General features: G+C 68.6%; 20 protein-coding genes. 11 read left to right on the plus strand and 9 right to left on the minus strand.

Annotated features, from left to right (window positions below; translation table 11 throughout):
- The first annotated feature begins 74 nt into the window (after positions 1–74).
- Positions 75–953 (plus strand): RNA polymerase sigma-70 factor, encoded by an 879-nt coding sequence (locus tag ACFXIV_RS35175; RefSeq protein ID WP_379402761.1) that lies wholly within the window; start codon positions 75–77, stop codon positions 951–953.
- Positions 954–1,018: 65 nt separating this feature from the next.
- On the opposite strand, the gene ACFXIV_RS35180 is transcribed toward ACFXIV_RS35175, so the two are convergent.
- Positions 1,019–2,752 carry an LCP family protein gene (locus ACFXIV_RS35180; protein ID WP_379402736.1) on the minus strand — a complete coding sequence of 578 codons (1,734 nt, stop codon included), beginning with the start codon at positions 2,750–2,752 and terminating at the stop codon, positions 1,019–1,021.
- Positions 2,753–2,840: 88 nt separating this feature from the next.
- Between ACFXIV_RS35180 and argC the strand changes: the two genes are divergently transcribed.
- The 7 genes from argC to ACFXIV_RS35215 all read left to right on the plus strand — a co-directional run bounded on the left by argC (position 2,841) and on the right by ACFXIV_RS35215 (position 9,453).
- Positions 2,841–3,902, plus strand: coding sequence for an N-acetyl-gamma-glutamyl-phosphate reductase (gene argC / locus ACFXIV_RS35185; RefSeq protein WP_354848526.1), 1,062 nt, complete (start codon positions 2,841–2,843; stop codon positions 3,900–3,902).
- A complete protein-coding gene (argJ, locus tag ACFXIV_RS35190) occupies positions 3,899–5,107 on the plus strand; it encodes a bifunctional glutamate N-acetyltransferase/amino-acid acetyltransferase ArgJ (protein WP_379402735.1) in 1,209 nt (402 codons plus the stop codon). The genes argC and argJ overlap by 4 nt, the downstream gene beginning before the upstream one ends.
- Positions 5,104–6,003: an acetylglutamate kinase gene (gene argB, locus ACFXIV_RS35195; RefSeq protein ID WP_379402734.1), complete on the plus strand. Its 900-nt coding sequence runs from the start codon at positions 5,104–5,106 to the stop codon at positions 6,001–6,003. Before argJ ends, argB begins: the two co-directional genes overlap by 4 nt.
- On the plus strand, positions 6,000–7,193 hold the full coding sequence (locus tag ACFXIV_RS35200) for an acetylornithine transaminase (protein WP_379402733.1): 1,194 nt from the start codon (positions 6,000–6,002) through the stop codon (positions 7,191–7,193). Before argB ends, ACFXIV_RS35200 begins: the two co-directional genes overlap by 4 nt.
- On the plus strand, positions 7,190–8,134 hold the full coding sequence (gene argF, locus ACFXIV_RS35205) for an ornithine carbamoyltransferase (RefSeq protein WP_379402732.1): 945 nt from the start codon (positions 7,190–7,192) through the stop codon (positions 8,132–8,134). Before ACFXIV_RS35200 ends, argF begins: the two co-directional genes overlap by 4 nt.
- 29 nt (positions 8,135–8,163) lie before the next feature.
- Positions 8,164–8,661, plus strand: coding sequence for an arginine repressor (locus ACFXIV_RS35210; protein ID WP_379402760.1), 498 nt, complete (start codon positions 8,164–8,166; stop codon positions 8,659–8,661).
- A gap of 90 nt (positions 8,662–8,751) precedes the next feature.
- The gene (locus tag ACFXIV_RS35215) at positions 8,752–9,453 is read left to right on the plus strand and encodes a hypothetical protein (protein WP_379402731.1); all 702 of its coding nucleotides are present in this window, start codon (positions 8,752–8,754) and stop codon (positions 9,451–9,453) included.
- Here the strand turns inward: ACFXIV_RS35215 and ACFXIV_RS35220 are convergent.
- Together ACFXIV_RS35220 and ACFXIV_RS35225 are read right to left on the minus strand one after the other, a co-directional pair.
- Positions 9,446–9,598 (minus strand): hypothetical protein, encoded by a 153-nt coding sequence (locus ACFXIV_RS35220; protein WP_379402730.1) that lies wholly within the window; start codon positions 9,596–9,598, stop codon positions 9,446–9,448. The two genes, ACFXIV_RS35215 and ACFXIV_RS35220, sit on opposite strands and share 8 nt — an antisense overlap.
- A gap of 148 nt (positions 9,599–9,746) precedes the next feature.
- Positions 9,747–10,514 carry a trans-aconitate 2-methyltransferase gene (locus tag ACFXIV_RS35225; RefSeq protein ID WP_379402729.1) on the minus strand — a complete coding sequence of 256 codons (768 nt, stop codon included), beginning with the start codon at positions 10,512–10,514 and terminating at the stop codon, positions 9,747–9,749.
- Positions 10,515–10,766: 252 nt separating this feature from the next.
- Between ACFXIV_RS35225 and ACFXIV_RS35230 the strand changes: the two genes are divergently transcribed.
- Genes ACFXIV_RS35230 through argH form a run of 3 tightly spaced genes read left to right on the plus strand, consistent with a single transcriptional unit; the run spans position 10,767 to position 14,359 of the window.
- Positions 10,767–11,969, plus strand: a complete 1,203-nt coding sequence (locus tag ACFXIV_RS35230) for an argininosuccinate synthase (RefSeq protein ID WP_379402728.1) — start codon at positions 10,767–10,769, stop codon at positions 11,967–11,969.
- A gap of 54 nt (positions 11,970–12,023) precedes the next feature.
- Positions 12,024–12,941, plus strand: coding sequence for an SAM-dependent methyltransferase (locus tag ACFXIV_RS35235; protein WP_379402727.1), 918 nt, complete (start codon positions 12,024–12,026; stop codon positions 12,939–12,941).
- Complete coding sequence (argH, locus tag ACFXIV_RS35240) at positions 12,938–14,359, plus strand: argininosuccinate lyase (protein ID WP_379402726.1); 1,422 nt, start codon at positions 12,938–12,940, stop codon at positions 14,357–14,359. Before ACFXIV_RS35235 ends, argH begins: the two co-directional genes overlap by 4 nt.
- 60 nt (positions 14,360–14,419) lie before the next feature.
- Here the strand turns inward: argH and ACFXIV_RS35245 are convergent, their stop codons facing one another.
- The 6 genes from ACFXIV_RS35245 to ACFXIV_RS35270 all read right to left on the minus strand — a co-directional run bounded on the left by ACFXIV_RS35245 (position 14,420) and on the right by ACFXIV_RS35270 (position 18,935).
- Entirely contained in the window at positions 14,420–14,602 is a 183-nt protein-coding gene (locus tag ACFXIV_RS35245) for a hypothetical protein (RefSeq protein ID WP_354848491.1), read from the minus strand.
- A gap of 182 nt (positions 14,603–14,784) precedes the next feature.
- A complete protein-coding gene (locus ACFXIV_RS35250) occupies positions 14,785–14,997 on the minus strand; it encodes a hypothetical protein (protein WP_379402725.1) in 213 nt (70 codons plus the stop codon).
- Positions 14,998–15,248: 251 nt separating this feature from the next.
- Positions 15,249–15,707: a hypothetical protein gene (locus ACFXIV_RS35255; RefSeq protein ID WP_379421385.1), complete on the minus strand. Its 459-nt coding sequence runs from the start codon at positions 15,705–15,707 to the stop codon at positions 15,249–15,251.
- A 380-nt stretch (positions 15,708–16,087) separates the two neighbouring features.
- A complete protein-coding gene (locus ACFXIV_RS35260) occupies positions 16,088–17,851 on the minus strand; it encodes a DUF222 domain-containing protein (RefSeq protein WP_379402723.1) in 1,764 nt (587 codons plus the stop codon).
- Positions 17,852–18,082: 231 nt separating this feature from the next.
- Complete coding sequence (locus tag ACFXIV_RS35265) at positions 18,083–18,538, minus strand: iron chaperone (RefSeq protein ID WP_379402722.1); 456 nt, start codon at positions 18,536–18,538, stop codon at positions 18,083–18,085.
- Between the two features lie 49 nt (positions 18,539–18,587).
- Positions 18,588–18,935 carry a VOC family protein gene (locus ACFXIV_RS35270; RefSeq protein WP_379389439.1) on the minus strand — a complete coding sequence of 116 codons (348 nt, stop codon included), beginning with the start codon at positions 18,933–18,935 and terminating at the stop codon, positions 18,588–18,590.
- Positions 18,936–19,026: the final 91 nt, after the last annotated feature.

Consider the following 19,026-nt stretch of genomic DNA (forward strand, 5'->3'; position numbering starts at 1 on the left):
CTGAAGGATGGTGTCGTGCTCGCCCGGTTCGTGATTAGGCTTCGGATATGAGCATCGGCGCTGACACCGGACCGATGAGCGGGGTGGACGCGTTCGATCGGCTGCGGCCGCTGCTGTTCACCATCGCCTACGAGCTGCTCGGCAGCGCCGCCGATGCCGAGGATGTGTTGCAGGACAGCTATCTTCGCTGGCGCGAGACCGATCCGGCGCGGATCGAGCATCCGCGCGCCTACCTCACCACCATCGTCACCCGGCAGGCGCTCAACCACCTGCGCACCGTGCGCCGCCGCCGCGAGGACTACGTCGGCAGCTGGCTGCCCGAGCCCATCCGCACCGAATCCGACGCCAGTCACGATGTGCTGCTGGCCGAATCGGTGTCGATGGCCATGCTGCTGGTGCTCGAGACCCTCGGGCCCACCGAACGCGCGGTGTTCGTGCTCTCGGAGGTGTTCGGCCACAGCCTCGTCGACATCGCCGGCATGGTCGGCAAATCGGATGCCACCGTGCGTCAGATCGCGCATCGGGCCCGCGCGCACGTGCGGGCCCGGCGCAAGCGCTTCGAACCCGACTCCGAGACCAGCCGCGAGGTGATCGACCGGTTCCTGCGGGCCACGCAAACCGGTGAGCTGCAGACCCTCATGGATGTGCTGGCCCCCGATGTCGTCCAGATCTCCGACGGCGGCGGCAAGGTGAGTGCGGCGCGCCGCCCGGTCATCGGCGCGGAGCGCGTCGCCCACTATCTGATCGGGCTGAGCCGGAAAGCCATGGCGGACATGACCGTCGAGGTCGGCACCTACAACGCGCTGCCCGCCCTGCTGCTGCGCACCGCCGACGGACGCCTCGACACCGTCGAGCTGATCGAGACCTCCGGCGACCGCATCACCGGGCTGTACGCCATCCGCAACCCGGACAAGCTGGGGACCGCCGAACTGACCCGCGCCCTGGAACGGTGACCCGGGCGGTCAGCGGCCGCTGAACCGTTGTGCGACTGGGTATTTCAGCGACCGGCCGCGGTGGATCAGTTCACGCAGGGGATCTTCGAACCGATCTGGGTGGTGACTGGCTTGCCGGAATCGGGTGCGTCCGTGGTGGTGTCGGTGGCCGCGGCGCTGGTCGAGGAGCCGCCCGCCGTGGTGGTCGGGCTGGTGGTGGCGGCGGTGGGGTCCAGCGACGCCGGAATCTCGAGATCCGCGCCGACGACCAGCTTCACGTGCCCGCTGGACACCTCGGTGGACGGGCTCACCGGGATCCCGCCGAACATCTCCGACAGCTGCTTGGCGTCGGTATCGGCGCCGGTGCCGTAGTAGACGGTCGAGGTGGTGCCGTCGGCGTAGGTGGCGTTGGCGACGTCACCGGCCGGGAATCCCTTGGCGGCCAGCAACTTCGACACATGGGCGGCCTGGCCGGGCGTGCCGCTGGCATTGGCCACATCCAGCGTCGAGGTGGGCGTGGTGGCCGGCGCGCTGGGCGCGGCCGGGGTGGAGACGCCGAACGCCTCGCGCACCGTCTTCTTGATCGCCACCGGATCGATGATGTTCACGTCCTGGCCGTCGACCGTGTCGTAGCGCAGCACCGGCAGTGTGCGGAACTCCACTGTCGGGTTCTCCGCGCGGCCCAGCGTGGTGGCGAAATCGGTGAGGCTCCAGCCGTCCGACAGCACCACGTCCTTGTGCGCCACATCCATCAGTGCCTTGAGCCGGCCCGGGTTGGCCAGCGTGCCCGAGCTCTTCATGGAATTGGCCACCGAGGTCAGGAATGCCTGCTGCCGGTGGGTGCGGTCGAGGTCGCCGTTCTCCAGCCCGTGCCGCTGCCGCACGAACGCCAGCGCGTCGGAGCCGTCCAGGTGCTGGGGTCCGGCGGGGAACTGCGCGCCGGAGTAGTAGCTGTCGTCGACGGCGTGATTGAGACACACGTCGACGCCGCCGAGTGCGGTCGCGAGGTCGTAGAAGCCGGCCAGGGAGATCTCCGCGAACCGGTTGATGGGCACGCCTGTGAGCGCTTTCACAGTCTGAACGATGCTGGCGCGGCCCGCTTCCCGGCCCTGACGCTCCAGGTCGGGCCCGTCGGCCATGCCCTTCGCCTTGAGCTTCTCCTCGACCGTGTACTTCTTGAGGCCGTAGGACTCCTTGATCTTGGCGTGGTCGTAACCCGGAATGCCCTGCACCGGAACGTAGTCGTCGCGCGGGATGGAGAACGCGATGATGTGCTTCAGATCCTTCGGAATATGCACCAGGATCAGCGAATTGGCGTTGTAGCCGCCCTCCGAGCCGTCACCGGCGTGCAGCTGGTCGAGGATCTCCTTGGGTAGATCGTTGCCGTTCAGGTCTTTCCGGGTGTCCAGGCCGATCAGCAGCATATTGATGTCGCCGTCGAGATTGACGTCCTCCGGCGCGATCGCGCCCGAGCGGACAAAGCCGGAATCGAAGTCGTTGCGGCCGTACCAGACCAGACCTGTTATGCCGATCACACCCGCGGCCACCAGGGCCGTGATGCCGCGTCCGGCGAGGCGCAGGCGCCTGTCGCGCTCGCGCTGGGCCGCGGTGCGCTCGGGCTTGCCGCCGCTGCGGTCACGCTTGCCGTCGGTGTCATCACGCTTACCGGCGGTGCGCCGCTTGTCCGCGCGCCGGCTGGTGGAGTCCGCCTCGGCACGCCGCGAACGGCGGGGAGTCGGGTTTGGCGTCTCCGGTGCCCGGCGGGTGCGGCCCGGCTGGGGGCCGACGACCGGCAACGGTTGGGTGGCGTCGTCGTACATGGCGCTGTCGAGTGTGCCGTAAGCGGCGCTCTCTGTCAGATCTCCGCCCGGTTGTGAATGAGCTTGCACAGTCGTGCATAATCATCACATGGTGGATACCTCGAACGGGCCCCTGCGGGTCGCGGTAGCTGGTGCGAGCGGGTACGCGGGTGGTGAAGTCCTGCGCCTGCTGCTCGGTCATCCAGCCTACCGAAGCGGGCGCCTCGAGATCGGGGCGCTGACCGCGGGGTCCAATGCCGGTACCACCCTGGGTGAGCTGCAGCCACATCTGCTGCCGCTGGCCGATCGGGTGCTCGCGCCCACCACCGTCGAGGAGCTCTCCGGCCACGATGTGGTCTTCCTCGGCCTGCCGCACGGGCAGTCCGCGGCGATCGCCACGGCGTTGCCGGAATCCACGATCATCATCGACTGCGGTGCCGACTTCCGGCTGACCGATCCGGCGGCGTGGGAGAAGTATTACGGCACCCCGCACGCCGGCAGCTGGCCCTACGGGTTGCCCGAGCTGCCCGGCGGGCGCGAGAAGCTGCGCGGCGCCACCCGGATCGCCGTTCCCGGCTGCTACCCGACCGTGTCGAGCCTGGCGCTGGCCCCGGCTGTCGCGGCCGGCATCATCGAACCGCGCGTGAATGTGGTTGCGGTGAGCGGCACGTCGGGCGCGGGCCGCAAACTCGATGTGGGCCTGCTGGGCTCGGAGGTGATGGGCTCGCTGCGGGCCTACGGCATCGCGGGCGCGCACCGGCACACCCCCGAGATCGCGCAGAACCTGAAGGCCGCCACCGGATCCGGCGCCGACGTGAGCGTGTCGTTCACCCCGGTGCTGGCCCCGCTGCCGCGCGGCATCCTGGCCACCTGCACCGCCCCCACCACCGTGGACGCCGCCACCGCCCGCGCCGTCTACGAGAAGGCCTACGCCGACGAGCCTTTCGTGCACCTGCTGCCGGAAGGTGTACTGCCGCAGACCGGTTCGGTGCTCGGCTCCAATGCCGTCACGCTCCAGGTCACCGTGGACACCGACGCCGGGCTGCTGGTGGTCATCGGCGCGATCGACAACCTGACCAAGGGCACCGCGGGCGCCGCGGTGCAATCGATGAATCTGGCTCTCGGAATCGACGAGACCGCAGGACTTTCCACCGTAGGAGTGGCACCGTGACGATCGACAACGGCAAGCTGGTGCGGACCCAGGGCGTCACCGCACCGCTGGGCTTCCGGGCCACGGGCATCGCCGCCGGCATCAAGAAGAGCGGCAAGCCGGACCTGGCGCTGGTGTTCAACGAGGGCCCGGAGTACGCGGCCGCCGGCGTGTTCACCCGCAACAAGGTCAAGGCCGCGCCGGTGCTGTGGTCGCAGCAGGTGCTGACCGGCGGCCGGCTGCGCGCGGTCATCCTGAATTCCGGTGGCGCCAACGCGTGCACCGGCCCGGGCGGCTTCCAGGACACCCACGCCACCGCCGAGGAACTGGCAAAAGCGTTGAGCAACTGGGGAACCGAGACCGGCGCGGGTGAGATCGCGGTCTGCTCCACCGGTTTGATCGGCGACCGGCTGCCCATGGACAAGCTCATCCCGGCCGTCACCGAGATCGTGCACGAGATGGGCGGCGGCCTGTCCGGCGGCGCCGAGGCCGCGCGGGCCATCATGACCACCGACACCGTGCCGAAGGAAACCGCCTTCCACCACCAGGACAAGTGGAACGTGGGCGGCATGGCCAAGGGCGCGGGCATGCTCGCGCCGTCGCTGGCCACCATGCTCGTGGTGCTCACCACCGATGTGGTCGCCACCCCGGAGCAGCTGGACGAGGCGCTGCGCAATGCCACGAAGTACACCTTCGACCGGCTCGACGTGGACGGCTCCTGCTCCACCAACGACACCGTGCTGCTGCTGGCCAACGGCGCCTCGGGCGTCACCCCGAGCCAGGCGGATCTGAACGCGGCCGTGCTCGCGGTCTGCGACGACCTGGCCGAGCAGCTCATGTCCGACGCCGAGGGCGTCACCAAGCGCGTGCACATCACCGTGCAGGGCGCGGTCAGCGAAGAGGAAGCGCTCATCGGTGCGCGGGCGCTGGCCCGCGACAGCCTGGTCAAGACCGCGTTCTTCGGCTCCGACCCGAACTGGGGCCGGGTGCTGGCGTCCATCGGCATCGCGCCCATCGAACTGGATCCGAACCGGGTCTCGGTGTCGTTCAACGGATCTCCGGTGTGCATCGACGGCGCGGGCGCGCCGGGCGCCCGCGAGGTCGACCTGTCCGGCCCCGACATCCAGGTCCTGGTGGAGCTGGGTCTGGGCGACGGCGCGGCCACCGTCCGCACCACCGACCTCTCGCACGGCTACGTCGAAGAGAACTCGGCCTACAGCTCATGAGCGATGTGGTGAAACAGCTTTCGGCCCTCGACAAGGCGCACGTCCTCGCCGACGCGCTGCCGTGGCTGCAGAAGTTCCGCGACAAGATCGTGGTCGTGAAGTACGGCGGCAACGCCATGATCGACGACGAGCTCAAGCGGGCCTTCGCGGCCGATATGGCGTTCCTGCGCACCGTCGGCGTGCACCCGGTGGTGGTGCACGGCGGCGGCCCGCAGATCAGCGCCATGCTGAAGAAGCTCGGCATGACGGGCGAATTCCGCGGCGGCTTCCGCGTCACCACGCCCGAGGTCATGGACGTCGTGCGCATGGTGCTGTTCGGGCAGGTCGGCCGGGAACTGGTGGGGCTCATCAATGCCCACGGCCCGTACGCGGTCGGCATCTCCGGCGAGGACGCCCGGCTGTTCACCGCCACCCGCCGCACCGTGCAGGTCGACGGTGCGGCCACCGATATCGGCCTGGTCGGCGACGTCACCGAGGTGAATCCCGACGCCGTGCTGGATCTCATTGCGGCGGGCCGTATTCCGGTGGTCTCCACCATCGCCCCGGACGCCGACGGTGTGGTGCACAACATCAATGCCGACACCGCCGCGGCCGCGCTGGCCCGGGGCATCGGCGCGGAGAAGCTGGTCATCCTCACCGATGTCGAGGGCCTGTACACGAATTGGCCCGACCGGTCCTCGCTGACCAGCCGCATCGACACCGACGAGCTGGCCAAGTTGCTGCCGTCGCTGGATGAGGGCATGGTGCCCAAGATGGAAGCCTGCCTGCGCGCCGTGGAGGGCGGCGTCCCGACCGCGCACGTCATCGACGGGCGCGTCGCCCACTCGGTCCTGCTGGAACTGTTCACCGGGGAAGGCATCGGCACGATGGTCACCCCCGCACAGGAGATCTCATGAGCACAGCCGACATCCAGCAGCGGTGGAACACCGCGCTGATGAACAACTACGGCACCCCCAAGGTGGCGCTGGTGCGCGGCGCCGGCGCGGTCGTCTACGACGCCGACGGCAAGCGCTACCTCGACTTCCTGGGCGGCATCGCGGTCAACAGCCTCGGCCACGCGCACCCGGCCATCCTGTCCGCGGTCACCCAGCAGCTCGGCACCCTGGGCCACGTCTCGAATCTGTATGCCAGCGAACCGGTCATCGAGCTGGCCGAACGGCTGCTCGCGCACTTCGGCGACGGGCAGGGCAAGGCGTTCTTCTGCAACTCCGGCACCGAGGCCAACGAGGCCGCCTTCAAGATGGCGCGGCTCACCGGGCGCCGGAAGATCATCGCCTGCGAGGAGGCCTTCCACGGCCGCACCATGGGCGCGCTCGCACTGACCGGCCAGCCCTCGAAGCGGGAACCGTTCGAGCCCATGCCGCCCGGCGTCGTCCACGTGCCCTACGGCGACGCGCTGGCGCTGGCCGCCGCCGTCGACAAGGACACCGCCGCGGTGTTCCTGGAACCCATCATGGGGGAGAGCGGCGTCGTGGTGCCCCCGGCCGACTACCTGGCCAAGGCCCGCGCCATCACCAAGGAACAAGGCGCGCTGCTGATCCTGGACGAGGTGCAGACCGGCATCGGCCGCACCGGCGCGTTCTACGCGCACCAGGCCGCGGGCATCGTGCCCGATGTCATCACCCTGGCCAAGGGCCTGGGCGGCGGCCTGCCCATCGGTGCCGTGCTGGCCCAGGGCCCCGCCGCGGAGCTGCTGCAGCCGGGCATGCACGGCACCACCTTCGGCGGCAATCCGGTGTGCGCGGCGGCGGCGCTGGCCGTGCTGCGGACCATCGACGAAGACGGCCTGCTCTCGCATGTGGAGACGGTGGGCAAGATCCTCGTCGATGGGATCGAGAACCTCGGCCACCCGCTGGTCAACCACGTGCGGGGTGCCGGTCTGCTCATCGGCATCCAGCTGACCGCCGATGCCTCCACGGACGTGGAGCTGGCCGCCCGGGAGGCCGGGTACCTGCTGAATCCGGCCAAGCCCAACGTGATTCGCCTCGCTCCGCCCCTGGTGCTCACCGAGACCCAGGCGGAGAACTTCCTGTCCGACCTGCCCGGCATCCTCGATGCCGCCCAGGCCCAGAAGGAGACCAAGTGACCATCCGGCATTTCCTGCGTGACGACGACGTCACCCCCGTCGAGCAGGCCGAGATCCTCGCGCTGGCAGCGGAACTGAAGGCCGCGCCGCAGTCGCGGCGGCCGCTGGAGGGCCCGCGCGGCGTTGCGGTCATGTTCGAGAAGAACTCCACCCGCACCCGGTTCTCCTTCGAGATGGGCATCGCCCAGCTCGGCGGGCACGCCGTCGTGGTCGACGGTCGCGACACCCAGCTGGGACGCGAGGAGACCCTCGCCGACACCGGCCGCGTGCTGTCGCGGTATGTGGACGCCATCGTCTGGCGCACCTTCGAACAGGCACGCCTGGACGAGATGGCCGGCGCCGCAACGGTTCCCGTCGTCAATGCGCTGTCCAACGAGTTCCACCCCTGCCAGGTGCTGGCGGATCTGCAGACGCTGAAGGAGCGCAAGGGCTCCGACCTGAGCGGCCGCAACCTCACCTACCTCGGCGACGGCGCGAACAATATGGCGCACTCGCTCATGCTCGGCGGTGTCACCGCGGGCATGAACGTGACCATCGCCGCCCCCGAGGGTTTCGAGCCGTTCGGCTGGATCGTCGACGCCGCCCAGAAGCGCGCTGCCGAGACCGGCGCGACCATCACCATCACCCACGACCCGCAGGCCGCGGCCGAGGGCGCGGACGCGCTGGTCACCGACGCCTGGACCTCCATGGGCCAGGAGAACGACGGCCGCGACCGGGTCGCCCCCTTCCGTCCGTTCCAGGTCAATGCCGGGCTGCTGGCCCGCGCGGCCGCGGATGTGACCGTGCTGCACTGCCTTCCGGCGCACCGCGGTGAGGAGATCACCGACGAGGTCATCGACGGCCCGCACAGCGCGGTCTGGGACGAGGCCGAGAACCGCCTGCACGCGCAGAAGGCGCTGCTGGTGTGGCTGCTGGAGCGATACCAGCGAGGCGAGAGGTGAGCAGCGGCGAACGTCGCACGGCCGCACCGGTGTCGAGCAAGTCGGGTGCGGCCATCGCCCGCACCCGCGCCGGCCGGCAGGCCCGCATCGTCGCCATCCTCTCCCAGCACGAGGTCCGCAGCCAGTCGGAACTGGCCGTGCTGCTCTCGTCCGAGGGCATCGAGACCACCCAGGCGACACTGTCCCGCGATCTCGACGAACTCGGCGCGGTCAAGCTGCGCGCGGCCGACGGCGGCGCGGGCGTGTACGTGGTCCCCGAGGACGGCAGCCCCGTCCGCGGCGTCATCGGCGGCACCGAACGCCTCTCGAAACTGCTCGGCGATCTGCTGGTCTCCACCGATGCCAGCGGCAATATCGCAGTCCTGCGCACGCCGCCGGGCGCCGCGCACTTCCTGGCCAGCGCCCTCGACCGCGCAGCCCTGCCGGAGGTGGTCGGCACCATCGCGGGCGACGACACCATCGCCGTCATCGCCCGCGAGCCCATGACCGGCGCGGAATTGGCCGCCAAGATCGAACAGCTGGCCTGAATCGGACTGTGCCGCAGGATAATTGCGGTAGTGGGGTCCGAGTGCGGGCGTACGCTCGGTAGGAAGGACATCCCCGAGCAAGGAACGCACATGTGCGAAGGCTATGGACTGATCGGATCCTTCGAAGCCGGGACGCGGGAGCGGCCTCACGTTCCCGAGGCGGTCCGGCCCAGCCTGCGCCGGACCGACGACGGGGTCTGGGTGGTCATGGCCCGCAAGGTGGCCCGGCGCATCGACGGGGATCGGTTCATTCCGGCGACCGGCGGCGCGCCCTACCCGCGTGACGCGATCGCCGAGTGCCGGCGCGGCCGGAGTCACGCAGTGCCGGACGAGGACTGCAGCTGCGGTTTCCACGCCGTATCCGAAGCCGCACCGGAACCCTACGGCGGCCGCTTCACCGTCCTCGAGGTCGCGCTCTCCGGGCGGATCCTGGCCTCGCACTGGATTCGCGGCGGCCTGCTCTTCCGCGCCGAACGCCAGACCGTGATCACCTGGTCGGATATCACTGTGCCGCAACCGGTCCGGCTGCCGGACCGACCTCCGCAGCCGCCCATCCCGCCCCTGGAGCCGGGCGGTCGCACCGCCCGCCTGCGCCCACCCGACCCGCGCGGCCTGGATCGCGCCGGATTGCGCCTGCCGGTGCGTGAGCCCCAGGTCGTGCGCCTCGCCGACGATGCGGGCTACTGCGTGCGCGATGCTCACCAGGGAAAGCCTCGCGAACAGAGAAATCGGTGGCAGCATCACGAGGATGCCGCCACCGACGGGGTGCTGATGCCGATCGAGATCAGTTGAACGGGTACTGGCCGGGCGGAACCGCGCCGCCCTGGCCCTGTGCGCCGGAGGAGATGAGATCCTGGACGAGCTGCAGCGCCGCTCCTCCGATGGACAGCATGTCGCGGCCGAGGGTGCCTACTATCTGAGCGAGTGTCGAGAGCATGGCGGAATCCTTCGGTTGACCCGGAAGTGTCGACTTCCAGCGTGGCACAGCGGCGTACGCCGTGATCGTGAATCGCATCGAAGGGTGGGTTTCGGGCATTTGCCGGATTCGGTGCCGACTGGCCGCTCTGAGGGGCGACCGGTTCCTCTCACTCCGGCTTGTGCGCGACCGCGAACACGCGACGGAACGGCAACCAGGTGACACCGTCCGGCTGCTGCGGATAGGCCGAGCGCAGCAGTGGCGCGAGCTCGGCCCGGAAGTCCCGCCACGCGGCATCGTCGAGCGCGTCGCGGACCGGACGCAGCGCGGTTCCGGTCACCCATTCCAGTACCGGATCATCCCCGGTCAGCGGCTGCAGATAGGTGGTCTCCCAGGCATCGACCCGGCATCCGGACGCGGTCAGCACCCCGGCGTATCCGGCGGGATCGGGCACCGCCTGCCGATCCAGAATCCCCGCCGCCCCCAGTCGCTCCCGCCACCGCGGCGACGACGCGAGCTCCCGGATCGCGAGATGTGAAGGCGCATCGAAGTTCCCGGGCACCTGAATCGCCAGCCAGGCGCCAGTGGGCAGGGCTGCCACCCAATCCGGCAGCAGCGCAAGATGATCCGGTACCCACTGCAGTACCGCATTGGTCACCACCACGTCGGTGTCCGGTGCGGGCCGCCAGTCGCGGACATCGGCGACAGTTGCGTCGATGCCGTGTTCCCTTGCCGCGGCGACCATTTCGGGCGAGGAGTCGAACGCCTCGAGGGCCGCCTCCGGCCACCTGGTCGCGAGTGCCGCGGTGAGATTGCCCGGGCCGCAGCCGACATCGGCCACCCGCCGGGGTTTGTCCGCGCCGACCCGCCCGACCAGGTCGAAGAACGGCCGCGCGCGCAGGTCGTCGAAGGCGAGGTACTTGTCCGGATCCCACATGGGCCCTCCGTATGAACGTCGAATTTCCCAAACCGTACGTTCGTACTGTATTACTCGCCGGGTTCCGGTGCAAGGATGTGACGGTCATCGGCGGCCGGATCCACGCAGGCGAGGGCCCCGGTTATGAATGGGATTGCATCGTCATGCATAATCATTTGCAGGACGACGGAGCGCGCCAGAGGGACCGGGACGGGACCGCGGGGCAGCACACCGGTCGAGGGCCTATACGAACAATCGAGGAGCACACGGACTATGACCAAGCGCGTCGTACTCGCCTACTCCGGCGGGCTGGACACCTCAGTCGCCATCAGCTGGATCGGTAAGGAGACCGGCGCGGAGGTCGTCGCCGTCGCCATCGACCTCGGCCAGGGTGGCGAGGACATGAACGACGTGCGCCAGCGCGCGCTGGACTGCGGCGCCGTCGAGTCCATCGTCGTGGACGCCCGCGACGAGTTCGCCAACGAGTACTGCCTGCCGACCATCCAGGCCAACGCCCTCTACATGGGCCGCTACCCGCTGGTCTCGGCCATCTCCCGGCCGCTGATCGTCAAGCACCTGGTCGAGGCCGCCGAGTACCACGGCGCCGACACCGTCTCGCACGGCTGCACCGGCAAGGGCAACGACCAGGTCCGCTTCGAGGTCGGCATCGGCGCGCTCGCGCCCGACCTGAAGGTCATCGCCCCGGTCCGCGACTACGCCTGGACCCGTGAGAAGGCCATCGAGTTCGCCGGCGAGAACAAGCTGCCGATCAACGTGTCCAAGAAGTCGCCGTTCTCCATCGACCAGAACCTGTGGGGCCGTGCGGTCGAGACCGGCTTCCTCGAGGACCTGTGGAACGCCCCGACCAAGGACGTCTACGACTACACCGTCGACCCGACCGTCAACTTCGAGGCGCCCGACGAGCTCATCGTCACCTTCGACAAGGGCATCCCGGTCGCCATCGACGGCCGCCCGGTCACCATGCTCGAGGCCATCACCGAGCTGAACAAGCGGGCCGGCCGCCAGGGCGTGGGCCGCCTCGACATGGTCGAGGACCGGCTCGTCGGCATCAAGAGCCGCGAGATCTACGAGGCCCCCGGCGCCATCGCGCTCATCACCGCGCACCAGGAGATGGAAGCGGTCACCGTCGAGCGCGAGCTGGGCCGCTACAAGCGGCAGGTCGAGCAGCGCTGGGGCGAGCTGGTGTACGACGGCCTGTGGTACTCGCCGCTGAAGCGCGCGCTGGACGCCTTCGTCGCCGAGACCCAGCAGCACGTGTCCGGTGATGTCCGGATGGTCCTGCACGGCGGCAGCGTCGTGGTCAACGGCCGTCGCTCCGACGAGTCGCTCTACGACTTCAACCTCGCCACCTACGACGAGGGCGACACCTTCGACCAGTCGCTGGCCAAGGGCTTCGTCCAGATCCACGGCCTGTCCTCCAAGGTCGCGGCGCGGCGGGATCTCAACAGCAAGTAGTAGCCTGCGACCGGAGCTGATTTCATTCAAGCGCCGGCCGAAGGAGACGCGCCCATGCGAACCGATGACGACAGTTGGGACATCACGGAGAGCGTGGGCGCGACCGCCATCGGCGTGTCGGCCATTCGCGCCTACGAGACCAGCCGCGAGGACGCCCTGTTCCACGACCCGTACGCGGCGAAGCTGGTGGCCGCGGTCGGGTCCGAGGGCTGGAACGCCATGATGTCCGGGGCGCTGAGCCGCCAGAGCGTCAGCGACGGCGACTACCAGGCCTGGTCGTTGGGCAATGTCCTGGTGGCCCGCACCGTCTACTTCGACGAGTATTTCGCCGCGGCCGTGCGGGCCGGGATCCGGCAGATCGTGATCCTGGCCGCCGGCCTGGACGCGCGGGCCTACCGGCTCGAATGGCCCTCGGACACCCGGATTTTCGAGCTCGATCAGCCGAAGGTGCTGGCGTTCAAGGCCCGGGCGCTCGCCGATGACGAGCCGGTGGCCGATCGCCGTGAGGTGCCGGTCGATCTGCGGCAGGACTGGCCGAAAGCCCTGCTGGACAAGGGGTTCGAACCGGATCGGCCGACCGCCTGGCTGGCCGAGGGGCTGCTGCGCTACCTGCCCGGGCACGCCCAGACCCAACTGCTCGAGCGCGTGGTGGAACTCAGCGCGCCGGGCAGCCGGATGGCGATCAACCTCGGCACCGGGTCCGGTGATCTGGCCGACGAGTTCCGGGAGCGGCGGCGCAAGGTGATGGCGGATGCCGGGCTGAAGCTGGACCTGGAAGATCTGTTCTACCCGTGGGAGGGCCGCGAGGACCCCCGCAGCTGGTTCGCCATGCACCGCTGGCTGGTCACCGAGGGCGACCCGATCGCCCTGCTCGAGGACCGCGGGCGGGCCGTTCCCGAGGCGGTCCGGGCCGCTATGACCCAACACATTCTGATGACCGCGACGAAACCGCGAGGAGACGACACGCTATGACCCAGGGCGGCAGCACCAATGAAGGCGCGCTGTGGGGTGGACGCTTCGCGTCCGGCCCGGCCGCGGCGATGGCGGCGCTGAGCAAGTCGACCCACTTCGACTGGGCGCTCGCGCCGTACGACATTCGCGCCTCCAAGGCTCACGCGCGCGTGCTGCACAAGGCCGGGCTGCTGTCGGAGACCGACCTGGCGGGCATGCTCGCGGGCCTGGATCAGCTTGCGGCGGATGTGGAATCGGGCGCCTTCGGCCCCCTCGAATCCGATGAGGACGTGCACGGCGCGCTGGAGCGCGGGCTCATCGACCGGGTCGGCACCGAGCTGGGTGGCCGCCTGCGCGCGGGCCGCTCCCGCAACGACCAGGTGGCCACGCTGTTCCGCATGTGGCTGCGGGATGCGGTGCGGCGCACCGCATCCGGCGTACTGGACGTGGTGGACGCCCTGGTCGAGCAGGCCGCCGCGCACCCGGACGCGGTGATGCCGGGCAAGACCCACCTGCAGGCCGCCCAGCCGGTGCTGCTGGCCCACCACCTGCTCGCGCACGCCCACCCGCTGCTGCGCGACATCGACCGGATCCGCGACTTCGACAAGCGGGCCGCGGTGTCGCCGTACGGTTCCGGCGCGCTGGCGGGCTCCTCGCTGGGCCTGGATCCGGAAGCCATTGCCGCCGAGCTGAACTTCGACTCCTCCGCCGCGAACTCCATCGACGCCACCTCCTCGCGTGACTTCGCCGCCGAGGCCGCGTTCGTGCTGGCCATGATCGCCGTCGACCTGAGCCGCATGGCCGAAGAGGTGATCATCTGGAGCACACCGGAATTCGGTTACATCACCCTGGCCGACGCCTGGTCCACCGGCTCGTCGATCATGCCGCAGAAGAAGAACCCGGACGTCTCCGAGCTCACCCGGGGCAAGGCGGGCCGCCTCATCGGCAATGTCACCGGCTTGCTCGCGACCCTGAAGGCTCAGCCGCTGGCCTACAACCGCGACCTGCAGGAGGACAAGGAGCCGGTCTTCGACTCGGTCGCCCAGCTCGAACTGCTGCTGCCCGCCATCGCGGGCCTGGTCTCCACCCTGACCTTCCACACCGACCGCATGGCCGAGCTCGCCCCCGCCGGCTTCACCCTCGCCACCGATATCGCCGAATGGCTTGTCCGCCAGGGTGTTCCGTTCCGCGTCGCGCACGAGGCCGCGGGTGGTTGCGTGCGCGCCGCCGAGTCCCGCGGCGTCGGCCTGGACGAGCTCACCGACGCGGAGTTCGCCGCCGTCGACCCGGCCCTGACCCCCGGTGTCCGTGAGGTCCTCACCGTCGAAGGCTCCATCGCCTCCCGCAATGCCCGCGGCGGCACGGCCGGCACCCAGGTCGCCAAGCAGCTCGAGGAGGTGCGCGGCACCGCCGCCACCCAGCGTGCCTGGCTCAGCTGACACCCGAAACGGCAACGGCCCGTTGGATTTCCGACCTGGAAACCCAACGGGCCGCTTTCGTCATCCGCGTCGATAGTTCATGTGCTTCGCGGCGGGCACCGCGGCACGACCGGCGTCGTGCACCTTGCCGTTCGCGGTGGTCTGCTGCTTCTTGTCGCCCTTCCCGCGCCGTTCGCGCCGCGACAACGGGCGTTCGGCGGGGTCCTCGGCAGGGATTTCGGGCAGCGGAAAGCGCTCGGGCATGAGTCCTCCTATGGGTATGCGTGACCGACGGACCGGGTTCGATCGCCGGTCGGAATCGGGAATGCCACAGGCGCGGTCAATTCGGCAGACCGCCGGGCGTCACAAACGAATCGTGCTCAGGAGAACAGCTGAAGCCACATGCGGAGCACTGTAACCGGGCCTGGGCATTCAACGCATCCCATTTATTGCTCGAAGTCCAAGGTCGCCCGCTCCAGGAGTTTCACCAGCTCGGCGCGGACGACCTCGTCGGGTTCCGCGACGGCGGCCGCACCGACCCACTCTCGGACATCGGCGGGCAGATCCGGCCCGAACACCTCCGCGAGCTTGCGGATGGCCATGTTGCGCAATCGCACGGTGCGGCCGCGAATCCCGGTCCGCAGCAGGGGCGCTCCCACGTCGCCCGATCTGTGGTCCAGACGAGCGAGTACAACCTCGAGGATGTGGTCTTCGGGTTGCCACAGGGAGCGGCTCTGGTTTCGTGAGAGCGGTCCGCTCGCCATCTCGTCCAGCGGCAACTGCTCCTGTGTCAGCCTGGCGAGCTCGGCGACCTCGTGGTCGGGTGTCCGCTTGGCGACCCATTGCCAGGCGTAAACGCTGAGTACACCCGTGCGGAGGTGTGCCAGTGCATGCGGGTAGGCGTCGAAGCCTACGGCCTCGGAGCATTGCAGGTCCCCGCCAGGCGTTCCACGGCATGGATCCGTCCCCAGCCATCCACGCGCTGGGCCAGCTCGTAAACCGCCGCATCGCGGTTTTGCTGGGAATTGGCCAGCGCGACAGCCGCATACAGTGTGAGGTCCTCCAAACTGCCCAGGAGCAGGAGCAGTTCACGGTCGCGGTGATCACCCGCAACGCCCAGCATGACGATGCCGAGCGCGACGGCATTGCGGCGGGTGCCATTCTCCAGAAGTCGGCGGGCCAGCGATCGCAGGTCCGCGGCGGGTACTTCCCGAGTCCGCAGTTCCCGCGCGAGATCATCGGCCACATCGAGGGCTCGGTATTCGGCGAGCCGATCATGGAGCACCGCTAGGGTATTCGTGTTTGAAAGTGCGGCGACCTCAGTGATCAGGTCGGCAAGGGCTGTGGCGGGCGGCGATTCGGAGTCCATAGCGACGTGATGGGTCCGGATGCCGTCCAGGACAGTCGAATTGAGGAATGTTCGCTCGCCAGGATCATCATCAGGGAGCGGATTGCCGCCGCGTGGCCAGGGGTCTGCACCGTGGATGGCTGCGAGGCTGAGGGCGTGAGAAAGAAAAGTGGTCCGGCCATCCGTGTTCTCGGAAGTCGGCCACTGGCCGGGGTTCACCGGCAGGGGCGCTTGGCGCCCTTTCCATCGAAGAAGATCACAGTAAGACGATAGAGCCAAAAGACTGAAGAGACAAAAGATAAAAGATGCCTGGAGGAGGGAGAGAGGGTGGCCGAGCTTGCGAGGCCCCCTCACCTACCAGCCCCATTACGGCTCGGCCGTTCATCGTCTCTATGTAGTTGTCAAAGAACCACTAGCTGGGGAAATCTTGGCGGTCTCGAGTTGTCGGTAAAGGGATGCGTGCAGTCGGTGGGCTGGGAGGTGAGGTGTGGCTCTCGGTTGGGCGTCAGCTCCAGTGTGGCAGGGCGGGCGACGCAGCTACACCTCCCCGTCCCTGCGCACACAGGGTGGGACACCGGCAGCCCCGGGGCCCACGCCACCCGTGAACCCCACTCCCGGCAACTGGATTCGATCCTGGCGGCCAGCCGCTCCGCCACGTGATGACGCTCGTTGACCTGTGGGGTTTGGGTGGGGTCGATATGCCTGGGTGCGATCCATCCGCACCGGCCGGGGTGTGGTGAATCCTGGCCCATCACAATCGTTTTCCACCCGTCCCGGCTGTTGTTGACGAGCGCGTGGCAGTGATCGCATGCCAACGCCAGGTTGTCCAGGTCGGTGGGTCCGCCGACGGCCCAGTCGGTGACGTGGTGGGCGGCGCACATGCTCGCTGGTGCATCGCAGCCCGGGCGGGTGCAGCCCTTGTCCCGGGCTATGAGGGCGAGGCGCTGACCGGAGGTCGCGAGGCGCTCGCAGCGGCCCAGGTAGAGCGGAATCTCGTTGGCGTCCAGCACTGCGAGCACCGGGCGGGTGCCCTGAGCCATCTCGAGGGCCTCGTGGATGCTTACGTGGCCGCCGGTGCTGGTGGTCGCCACACCCGCGCCGCGTTCCACATCGGCCAGGCTCATTGTCAGTACCGGCTGTACGCGCATGCCTCGGTGGGAGCCGAGCTTGGCACCGCTGATGCCGAGCTTGATGGTGTTGACGGCGAGTTCGGTGGGGGAGATGCCGAGCGTGGCGGTGCTGGCGCCAGACTCGGCCGCGTCGGCATGGGGCTTGGTGGCGTTGATGCCAGCCTTGCCGATGTTGATGTCCGGCTGCAGCAGCGCGTACAGCGCGTCGTGGGTGCGCTGCGCGGCATCGCGACGGTCGCGGCGTGCGGCGGCTTCGAGGACCTTGGAATCGATTTGAGCTGTGGCGGTGAGGATTTCGGTGTCGTCGATGTTGCACATGCCGGGCCGGGCGAGCTTGGCGAGGATCGCGTCCAGCGACGCGCGCAGTCCGGGGGTGAGCCAGCCTTCGATCTTCGACATGCCGTCCACGCCGGGGCGGCCGATCACGATGCCGCGACGGCGACGCCGGTCGGCATCGGAGATCACGGTCCCGTTGGGGTCGAGGCGGGCGAGGATTTCGCGGCCGATCTTGGGCAGGTCATCGGAGGAGCCGGTGTGGCAGAACGTAACCAGCAGTTCCTCGGCCTCGACCCGTGCTTGTGTGGGGATATCGGAGGGCAGGTGCGTCATGATCTCGACGATGCCGCGTACGTGGTCGCGGGAGATGTTCGCGGTCTCGAAGGCTTTGGCGGTCGCGGCCAGAGTCGCTGTGCGCAATTGCCCGGTGCTGTCGAAGAACTCTCCGCATGCACCGGCGATCTTCACCCGCACCGAGGCGTCGTAGCGGGACAACCCGAGGGTTTCGCGCAGGAACGGCACCAGATCCTTGTCTCCATTCTTCCGCGGCAGCGAACGGTCGGAGGCTTCGATGATCAATCGCGAATCCAGTGCGGACAGTTGCCGTTTGCAGGTTTCCAGCTTGCGCATCAATTCCACGACATCACCGTCCGTGAAATGATCCAGGTTGCCGTGGAGGATCGAATTCGACAAGGTCTCGACCGCGGTCGCCAATTCGGCGATGCCGCAGGTGTCGAGTGTTGTCCCCTTCGAATCCATGTGCTAATTCTACCGCCATCAACAATGCCTGAAAACCCGAAATGTCCAGTATGGCACGGTAATTCAGTAAATTTCCGGGCGAATGCAGATGGTCGTTCTTTCCAATTCTATTGCTTGCCAACGGATCAACCTGCCCGCGTTGCCTGACGCGGCACTACCGGGTTGATGACCGATGGTGTAACCCGCCACCACGGGTAGCGGGTTACACCATCGGCCTTCCCGGAGGCGGCACTAGCTCAGGGACCGCTTCAGGAGGTCGGTGATGCGGGATTCGGTCTCGGGGGTCATGGCCTTCAGTGCATAGTTGACGGCCCACAGGTCGCCCTCGTCGAGGTTGGCGATGTCGTTGAAGCCGAGGACGGCGTAGCGGGTCTTGAACTTGGCGGCGGTCTGGAAGAAGCAGACGATCTTGCCGTCGCGCATGTAGGAGGGCATGCCGTACCAGGTCTTGCAGGTGAGTTCGGGGGCGACGGATTTGATGAGGGCGTGGAGGCGTTCGGCGATCTCGCGGTCGGTGCCGGTCATTTCGGCGATCTTGGCCAGGACGTCCTGTTCGCCGTCGGCCTTGGCGGAGCGGGAGCTGCGGCGGGCGGCGGTCTTCAGTTCCGCGGCATGGGCTTTCATGGCGGCGCGCTCTTCGGCGCTGAAGCCGACGGTGGTCTTCTTGGTGGCGGTCTCGATGGCCATGGCTGGATTCCTTTGCGGGAGTGGGGGAGAGGGCTGGGTGGGGTTGCGGTCAGCGGTCCTGGATGAGGCCCAGGACATTGCCGTCGGCGTCGGTGAGGGTGGCGACCAGGCGGCCGCCGCCCACCTCGCGTGCGGGTTGCTGGACGGTCGCGCCGGCGGCGGTGAGCTCGGCGACCTTGGCCTCGATATCGCCGACGTGCCAGTAGGAGACGGGGGCGGCCGGGCTCTGGGGGCTGCCCGCGGGGACCAGGCCGATGTGCTGGCCCTCGGACTCGAAACCGATGTAGTAGGGGGAGTCGGTCTGGGGCTCGATGCCCAGCAGCGCGGTGTAGACGGTCTTGGCGGCGGCGAGGTCGGAGACGGGGTGCAGCACGGTCCTGATGCCCAGCGTGGTCATGATTTCTCCTGGTGAGTGGGGGTCCGAAGCGACCCTGTGGTCCGGTTGGCTCCTGCGAACCCGGTGTGCATTCAGCTTCGCTTCCGGGGCC

It is taken from the genome of Nocardia sp. NPDC059236 (assembly GCF_042754085.1).
Classification (GTDB): domain Bacteria; phylum Actinomycetota; class Actinomycetes; order Mycobacteriales; family Mycobacteriaceae; genus Nocardia.